This window comes from Ruminobacter amylophilus (genome assembly GCF_900115655.1).
Classification (GTDB): domain Bacteria; phylum Pseudomonadota; class Gammaproteobacteria; order Enterobacterales; family Succinivibrionaceae; genus Ruminobacter; species Ruminobacter amylophilus.
Genome location: NZ_FOXF01000072.1, coordinates 1 through 8,569 on the forward strand (window position 1 = coordinate 1; position 8,569 = coordinate 8,569).

The window sequence follows — 8,569 nt, forward strand, 5'->3', positions numbered from 1 at the left end:
CTTGTACTTTGGGGTTCCGTTCATGTATTTGCGAACAGATTGCCTTGAAATTCCTAATTTTCTGGCTATTCCCCTGATTGACTGTCCTTGTTTAGAAAGTTCATTGATCTGATTTTGAAAGATTGAATCAAACATCTTGTAATACCGTTTTTTCCTTACGAGATATTCCGGCATTTTACGATTTTTGGCTTTTTTCATGACCACTCCGTTGTCTGTTTTTTCTTGTTTGAAGGTGGTCAACTTTAATTCGTTTAGGTGGTCAACTTTAATTCGTTTAGGTGGTCAACTTTTGCGATCGTTTAACACTTTTGCGGGAATAGGTTCCATAAAATGATGTCCGCATTCTCTGCATTTATAACCATGGTAGTAAAAAACAAGACTTTGCCTGTGTTTTGGAAGAAACGGAAAATCCTTAATTTCCGTGGAATGTCTGGCATGAACATACACGTTCATTTTCCCGCAAAAAGGACATCTCATGTCCGACGTTTGGCGGTTACTTTCGAAAGAATAAACGGATTTTAAGGTTTTGGGATCGAAGCTGTGTGAAACAGCAGTAAATGGTTGGCAAACTGAGTTTATCTGTGTATCATACGTCTGAAGGGGCATAAAGTATCTCTGTTGTATTTTTGTGTGGGAACTTAAATACTAGAATACTTTTGTCCCTTCTTCAATATCTACATTCCCAACAATTCCGTGATGAACCCCTTTTTTATGCATTTATCGCAATTTATCGCAGAATAGGATTTACGACAGGTATGAATCCGGGTGTCATTCACGTGAGTGCATATACATGTCCTGAATCTGTTTTCAGATAATTTTCAGTATTTCGCAGTTGGCTACTTTCTTGCCGCGGTCATGTTCATTGAATATTCTCATCAGCTGCGCATAATCGGCATCAGGATATTCAAGAAGGATTTTTATGGCCGCCATAAACTGTCCGTGGGTGAAGATGAAGATACTGTTCTCGGATCTTTCCCTGACATGACTAAGCAGCTTGCGCGCACGGTCAATCATGTCCGCAAATGATTCCGCACCATTACCGTCGTTGTAGCGGGGGTTAAGCTCATTCCAGTAGGAATCAACCCATGGTTTTCTTTCTTCCGGAGTCGTGTTGAAACACCTTACCGGGTCAAGATAGGTGAATTCCTGTATATCCTGCCATTCTTCCGTTCTGGCCTGAGGAAATCTGCGAGCAAGCGGGGCAGCGGTTTCCATTGTTCGTGTATATGAGCTCCATGAAATCAGATCAGGGGCTTCCTTAATGGTTGCGGCAAATTCCTCTGCCTGCTGTCTGCCGTATTCTGTAAGAATGTTAGCGGTAGGATTGGTGGTTCGCAGCCCGGCATTTCCGAGGCTCTGAGCATGACGAACCAGAATAACTTGTTTTGGCATAATTATTATTGTTCCGTTTAATGGAAGTCAGATACGTAATCAGTTTCAGTTATGTTTAATTATACTGTTTTTTGTGTGGCCCTGTGGTGAACTGAGCTCAATATAAGAAACTATACAGCGGTTTTTGGTCGCAGAGTGGGGGAATTCGTCGTTCCTGATGCCGTTTCATGTCAGTATCAGTAAATCCGGGGCTGAAACAGCCGTATTATCGCAATCAGAAACTCCACGGTACAGGAAAACTCACTTTTCACACGGGGTGCCAGTTGTCATGACATCCTGTGGATAACTGATTTCCCTGAAGGTATCCGTTTCGGTTCATAAACAATCCCTGGTTCACGACACACAGAGCGTGTCCGAAACGGCGACATTCTGGTAAAAGGTCAGATTACGGGAGCCGAAGCGTATCCTTTTATGCTGGAAACTCTGTGTCCGTACGCTTTTGTGACCTTATATGACGGATTCTCGTCGCTTGATATCTGCGGGAAATAACGGTCCATGATCGCCTTTATCTGAAACTGATCCAGAGTGATTTTAAAGCTGCTGCCGATGTCGGAATCCTTACACTGAAACTTTATGCTGAATCTGTATTCGTCCCCCACGTATCTTTCACCGTATTTTCCGGTTGCATAGATAACCAGCCTTTCAATATCCCATGTACAGGCCGTAACGTTTTCCCTTAACACGGTATGGAATTTTTCTCCGTCAAACCCGTGAATGTATTTAGGGCCTATTACCACACAGAAGTATGCACATTCATAGGCATCTCCGGTGATGTATGAACGGTTTATCTCCTTCATGCTGTTCTTATACCGGGGATGATCATTAATCCATGTTTTCAGAAACCTTAACGATGACAGATAAAGAATGGCAAAATAAGGAATTTCAAATGCGGCCGTGAGGCAGGTCATTAACATGAAGAAGGATGCGTCCGGAAACATGTACTCCTGTATCATCTGGGCGAATGTTCCTCCTACCAGAGGAAAAATCAGCAGGGGAATATAGAAATCGCGTCTCAGAACCTTTTTAATGTAACGAAAACAGATGTCTTCACGCGTACCAAGTGAAGCCAGATGATGTGGTTTGTTTTCCTCATCGTACTTCCGGTACAGGAACTGCCACTCCATGGAACTGAAATATTCACCGGATTCCAGCAGTGAGCCGAAATATTCCGAATCGTTGTCATTGTTATTCAGCGAAGTCCTTTCATGACGGATTACAAAGAAAAACAACGCAATCATGACTGCCAGACTGATAATCATTATCGGTATGTAATTCTTTTCTCCTCCAGAATTTAAGCATAACCCCAGCAGCAGGATAATCATGAAAATGATTATCAAAATTCTGTACAGTTTGTTGTAAAATCCGCCTGAATCATCATTTAAACGGTATTTGCTCATAATAATTTCCTTATAGAACAGGCTCATTATTTGGAGATTGCTTCAGTAAAATATGTTCCTTATCCTGTCCATATTCAAATTCACGGGGACTGACTTCAGACTGAAGTGCCGTCGCATTCACATTCAGAACAGTAAGACTATAATTTCAATTTAACAGAACCGCCGCATAATTCAATGAATAGCCGATATCGGCGACAAAATATTCAAGCATTTTCACGTTTAGCCTGTGGACGAGGGAGAAGTTTTTATCTTCTTTTGCCTAAGCTTCAAAAACAAAATGGAGTTCAGGGAATAATCTTCTGTTTTTGATAATCACCTATATCACAAAACCGATTTCTCAACGGTATGACAGTCTTGTGAATAAAAAGGATGTAGCGTACGCATTGGATTTTGACAATCACAATCCGGAAAAGGCCAGCATTTACGTTTTCAGAAGCAAACACGATCCTACCCACGTATACCGTGATTTATACCTTGACGGCAAATTTGTAACCAAAATCGGTGGGTGTGGTTATTTCTTCAGAGAAGTAGAACCGGGTGAACATACCATTACCGCTTACAGCCGTTTTGGAACGTATGTAAGAACAACAATCGATGCCTGAGCAGGTCAGGATTACTATATCGACCAGGGATATGATTCAACCAAATTTACTCTTAGCTTTAATCCTCCCCCTATGACTCTGGACGCAGCAAGCATTCCAGGAGGAAGAAGATCCATAAAAGAATGTCCTAACGACCTCCTTCCTGATCTCGACGGCACTCAGCCTGACTTAGCTGCCAGCGCTACAATCGTTGATAAGCATATCAGCGAAGAAGTATTATCCAGAAAGTAACTTTGAGTTATATCTAAAACAGTAAAGCCCAATCATGAGTTCCATGATTGGGCTTCCTGTTAATTTTGTATTTTTTCCATCCATTTATGTCACAAAACCTGTTCCACAACGGTATGACAATATGCTGAATAAACGAGTATCATGAACAGTACTCCGAGCAGTACGAACAAACCGAGAACAGACAGTATCACGTAGCCTTCAAAACCTATTTTATCGCCGACATACAGGCATAGCGGGAGGCTTATGAGCGCAAGAGCCTGGAGTGTAAGCCTCTCAGCAATGCCTGTAAAAAGCCCTGAAAAATCGTGGTTCAGAGAATATCAAGGGCATGAAGAACCGCAAACAGGTACGGGTACGATAAAAGGGTAGAACCATTGAAATCATAAATCCGTTTTCCCGTACGATGATCCTTTACGGAAGTTCCGTCAATATCGAATAACTTATTGCCGGTACGATGGTCTTTGATGCAGTTACCAGCAATGTCTAATAACTTATTGCCTGTACGATGATCTTTGATAAAGTTACCGTCAATATCTAATAACTTATTACCGGTACGATGATCTTTTATGAATTTATTATCAAGGTCAAATAACTTATTACCGGTACGGTGTTCTTTTATGCAATTGACATCAACATCAAAAATTTTTTGGCCATTAGAATGATCAATTATATACATCATGATAAATCTCCAATTTAGTTAAAATTTTCACGTGCGGGTATTCTATTTACATTAAGTCTATTATTATTTTTCCTGACGTGACCAGTTTATTGTCTTCTAAAAGTTTGTAATTGAGATCTGTATATAAAATATTTATGTTATTTTGAATGATTTGACAGTCGTATGCTCAATTTTGAGCTGTACCTGGTAAATCAGAAGCACGTCCGTTCACGCATGGTTTCCGTGGTCAAAATAATCAGGAGTTTTTGAATACTTTCAAAACAGTATCCGGTATGTTGAGAAATGCAGGTACGAAGCACTATTAACGATTCAAAAATGACTGACAAATACATCAGTTTATTATTTAACTATCCCCTCAGGCACGGTAAAACCTTTAAATTTCATTTTTTCCGGGAACTGTTCAATATATTCAAAAAACAGGTATGTATTTATGTGATATGTATAAAATTTCATTGATGTTTTTTTATTATCACGGTTCTCATGAAATAATATTAATAAAGACTCGGCAATATGCCGTATTTATAAATTTTCAATACAGTAAGACGATATGTTTTTAATTGCCGATGGACGCAGGTGTATGTTGCAGGTTACGGGGCGTCTGTTACTGTGTAAAAAAGGTGGATATGTTTGCCGGTCTGGACAAAAGAGTTAAAAGTTTTCTGATTTTACAGTTAATGTCATTCAGTACAAAAAGGATGAAATCAATTTGGCCATAAGCTTTTTCTGATTATGAAAATTTTAATTTGAATTAGATAAACTATTTTTCATCGGATTACCGTTTGTTTATTTCATCATATTTACATACTGATGTCTTGAATGACCTGATTATATCAGTTTAATTTTTAATGTTTATCGTTTACCAGAACTACTATAAGCGGGGTACGGAATGTCAATAAGCACAAATATTATCGATACACCTCTCATGAAAAGTGATGAGGATAAATTAGGTTTAACCAAATATATTAAAGCATTAAGTGCTTATTTGGAACGTGCAACCATGCCGACAACCATTGCGATACAGGGACAGTGGGGATCCGGTAAAACTTCTCTGATGAATCAGCTGAAGAATTCTCTGTGTGAGTTTGAAGGCCATAAGAATCCAAATGCTCCATATTTTGGAATATGGATAAATATGTGGGAGTATTCAATTATGAGAACTCCTGAAGAAACTCTTATGGGTGTAATTAAGGGGATGGTTGACGAGTGTACCAGTCTGGTGGAAGGGCAGAATAATTCGGCTAGTTCTACTAATCAATTGATATCAAAAACAATGTCATTCCTAAAAAAAACAGGATACATTGCAGCAAAAACAGCAGCCAAAACGCTTACTAACGTATCCGGAGGGCTTGTTGACGGCAATGAATTTTATGCGGCCGTTGAAGACACTTTATCACCATCAGATAATGTAAAGGAAACCAGACCTAATGACCTAAAAAATGCTTTTGCTAAAGTAATTGATGAAAGTATTTCCCTAGAAAAATCAAAAGGATCAAACCGTAGGGGGTTCATTTTTTTCGTCGATGATCTTGACCGTATAAATCCGGAAGAAGCTGTCAAAATTCTGGAATTGCTTAAAAATATATTTGAGGTCAACAGCTGTATTTTTGTTCTTGCCATAGATTATGACGTGGTTGTAAAGGGATTAAAGGTAAAGTTTGGAAATGCGCCGGGACAGGGAATAGATGACAGAGCATATCGTTCTTTTTTCGATAAGATTATCCAAATGCCTTTTTCCATGCCTGTTTCTGCATATGACATAACCACATTCCTGACAGATTCAATTTTAAGCATAGGATTTATGAAAGAAGAGGATCTGAATACGAATCTAAAAAAATATATCTATACTCCTGATGATGAAGAAAATCAAAATATAGTGACCATTGATGCGCTTTCAGAAATGACTGATTATTCTACAGGTGCCAATCCCCGTTCAATAAAAAGATTAATGAATACACTTTCTCTAATCAGCATAATGAGAAACATTGAACTTGAGGACGAGGAGGATTCTCTGACTCTCAGTGATTACACGGCAAGCTACGGTCTTATCTGTCTGCAGATATCATATCCTGATATTTACGAATATCTTGTACAGGAACCCGGTTTTACAAGTTGGGATGAGATGACTGCAAGACAATTTCATTTAAATGAAATAAGTGAGGAAAAAAAGGAGCTTCTTGTTAACCTTGGAGAATTTGACGAGGAATGGGAGCAGGTTCTTTACAGGATGTGTCAGAAGAATACATACCTTGCAAACAACGCTTTAAAGATTTCAAGACTTTTGAATCTTATACGTAGTCTGATTGAGCCTCAGTCATTGGAAAACAGAATTGAGTATCTTTTGGGAATGTCGTCAATTACATCGGTTGCTTCATCAGATGAAAGCAATGCCACAGTTCAGAATAATATCAAAAAATGGAACCATACGAGGACGAATGATATTGATGACTATTTAAATCTGATTTCAAAAGAAGTTCCTGCAGACGTACTGGCTAACGTTAAGAAATTCGCTGAATATATTATTTCCAAGTTTAGTGGTATTTCCAGGGTCATGGTGTCAAAGTCGGAAATTGCATTTTGGGTCACTAACAGAAGAGCCAAACGAATCAGAAAATTCTGTTCCGTAAGAGCAAATTTATGGAAAAAGGATGATAAAGGCAGAAGACAGTGGAGATGTAATATCTACTTTATGTCGACATCCGGTTGGACGGGAGATCTGTCACTATATTCCGGGGATGACAGGCCAAGAGTATACGTCAATGATGACGATTTTGTTGAGGAGCTTGGTTATACAGGTCCTACAGGTCCGGATGCCACCGTTGATGATTTGGATAAATTATTTAGAATCTCATTCGAGGATGTGTCTTTGGATAGTTGGCCAGAGGATGTTAAACTGAGCGAAATGCTTATATAGGCACAGTAATCTCGGCTCTAATAAAGGAAAGTGTATATGCACTTTCCTTATCGGTTACGGGAATTTGTCTACAACCGGTATGTGACAGCCAGTACTTGCCATTTTAATGGTAATAATTCAGTAATCCTCGTACCGCGAAAATGTTACTATTCCGGCCAAAAAGAGGTCTATCCGTTTTTTTAATCCCAACAATGCGGGGACTGAATGCATGAGCCCTTATTTCGTAAAATCCCTCGTAATTCAATTAATAGCCGGCAATCTAATGCAAATATTCAAACATTATCACGTATAGCGTAAGTCCGCATGAGAATTTCTCAGAAAAGATAAGTTACAATCATGAGGGGGAATGGTGTTAATTTTTATGTGGTTTCTTGATAAACGATATTTATCATGACGATTCAGAGAACGGCTGGAACGAATACAGTAAGCTGGTGCAAAACTTCAAGCGGCGGATTTACCTGATGCCGGACAATCTTCCGTATGAACTGGGAATTCAGGTCACGCCGACCGTAATTTCTGCAGATAATGAAAGACACATTCTTATCCTGGATGAACTGGGCAGAATCAATCAGAAAACCACAGACAGAATATTCATAGAGCAGAGATATGGAAATGAATAAATTATCAGTTACTACAGCTCTTTCTTTATCTTTTTTGGCTGCGTCAGTTTCATTTGCCGGGGATCCGAGATGTCCTTCTCATGAACCTTTTTCGCAGGTAATTAATAATCTGTGCTGGAATTGCATCTTTCCGATTTATGTCTCAGGCATAAAAATCAATGCCTCATCTTCAAGTAATGACGGAGCTTCTACAGGAAAAACAAAGAAGTTTCATAATCCCGGTGTTCCCGATGATGCTTATACCAAACCTTTCTGTTCATGTCGTGAAGGAAAAATAGATAAACCGGGAATAAGCGAAAGCATGTGGGAACCGGCGAGACTTGTAGAAACTACCTTTATGGCCGGATGCATGCCTGCTCTTGGCGGAGCCGTCACCGGACTGGGTCCAGGAGGAAACGGCGTATCCAGTCATTCAGGAGATGTTCCCTTCGGTAATGAACATGATTACCGGAACGTACATATGTATGCATTCCCGTTACTGCGAATCCTGAATATGTCCACGTCTGCAGTATGCGTTAAAGACGGTTATCAGGATATCAGTATTATGGAGCTTTCCGAGTTGAATCCGTTTTACAAGTGTTAAACGAGTAAATTTGTTGGTTCTTCTCGGAATTGTTGGGAATGTAGATATTGAAGAAGGGGCAAAAGTATTCTAGTATTAAGTGACCAAACTAAAACAAATAGAGATACTTTATGCCCCTTCAGACGTATGATACACAGATAAACTCAGTTTGCCA

At 39.4% G+C, this 8,569-nt stretch carries 9 protein-coding genes; 5 read left to right on the forward strand and 4 right to left on the reverse strand.

The features are described from left to right. The 3 genes from BMY80_RS11350 to BMY80_RS11360 all read right to left on the reverse strand — a co-directional run. Positions 1–198 (reverse strand): helix-turn-helix domain-containing protein (locus BMY80_RS11350; protein WP_143066530.1); only part of this gene is annotated, 198 nt, incomplete at its 3' end. 609 nt (positions 199–807) lie between these two features. Continuing rightward, on the reverse strand, positions 808–1,392 hold the full coding sequence (locus BMY80_RS11355) for a histidine phosphatase family protein (protein ID WP_037318927.1): 585 nt from the start codon (positions 1,390–1,392) through the stop codon (positions 808–810). A 380-nt stretch (positions 1,393–1,772) separates the two neighbouring features. Continuing rightward, entirely contained in the window at positions 1,773–2,789 is a 1,017-nt protein-coding gene (locus tag BMY80_RS11360; RefSeq protein WP_143066531.1) for a hypothetical protein, read from the reverse strand. 356 nt (positions 2,790–3,145) lie between these two features. Here BMY80_RS11360 and BMY80_RS11365 point away from each other — a divergent pair, with 356 nt between their 5' ends. Continuing rightward, the gene (locus tag BMY80_RS11365) at positions 3,146–3,391 is read left to right on the forward strand and encodes a DUF2846 domain-containing protein (protein WP_143066532.1); all 246 of its coding nucleotides are present in this window, start codon (positions 3,146–3,148) and stop codon (positions 3,389–3,391) included. 72 nt (positions 3,392–3,463) lie between these two features. Then, positions 3,464–3,622, forward strand: a complete 159-nt coding sequence (locus BMY80_RS12290) for a hypothetical protein (RefSeq protein WP_177178582.1) — start codon at positions 3,464–3,466, stop codon at positions 3,620–3,622. Positions 3,623–3,932: 310 nt separating this feature from the next. Here BMY80_RS12290 and BMY80_RS11370 read toward each other — a convergent pair whose 3' ends face one another. Further along, a complete protein-coding gene (locus BMY80_RS11370; RefSeq protein ID WP_093143776.1) occupies positions 3,933–4,301 on the reverse strand; it encodes a hypothetical protein in 369 nt (122 codons plus the stop codon). A gap of 886 nt (positions 4,302–5,187) precedes the next feature. Here BMY80_RS11370 and BMY80_RS11375 point away from each other — a divergent pair. The 3 genes from BMY80_RS11375 (at position 5,188) to BMY80_RS11380 (ending at position 8,415) form a co-directional block, all read left to right on the forward strand. After that, a complete protein-coding gene (locus BMY80_RS11375; RefSeq protein ID WP_093143779.1) occupies positions 5,188–7,212 on the forward strand; it encodes a KAP family P-loop NTPase fold protein in 2,025 nt (674 codons plus the stop codon). Positions 7,213–7,583: 371 nt separating this feature from the next. After that, positions 7,584–7,832 (forward strand): hypothetical protein, encoded by a 249-nt coding sequence (locus BMY80_RS12135; protein ID WP_143066533.1) that lies wholly within the window; start codon positions 7,584–7,586, stop codon positions 7,830–7,832. Beyond that, positions 7,825–8,415, forward strand: a complete 591-nt coding sequence (locus tag BMY80_RS11380) for a TraU family protein (protein WP_177178583.1) — start codon at positions 7,825–7,827, stop codon at positions 8,413–8,415. The genes BMY80_RS12135 and BMY80_RS11380 overlap by 8 nt, the downstream gene beginning before the upstream one ends. Positions 8,416–8,569: the final 154 nt, after the last annotated feature.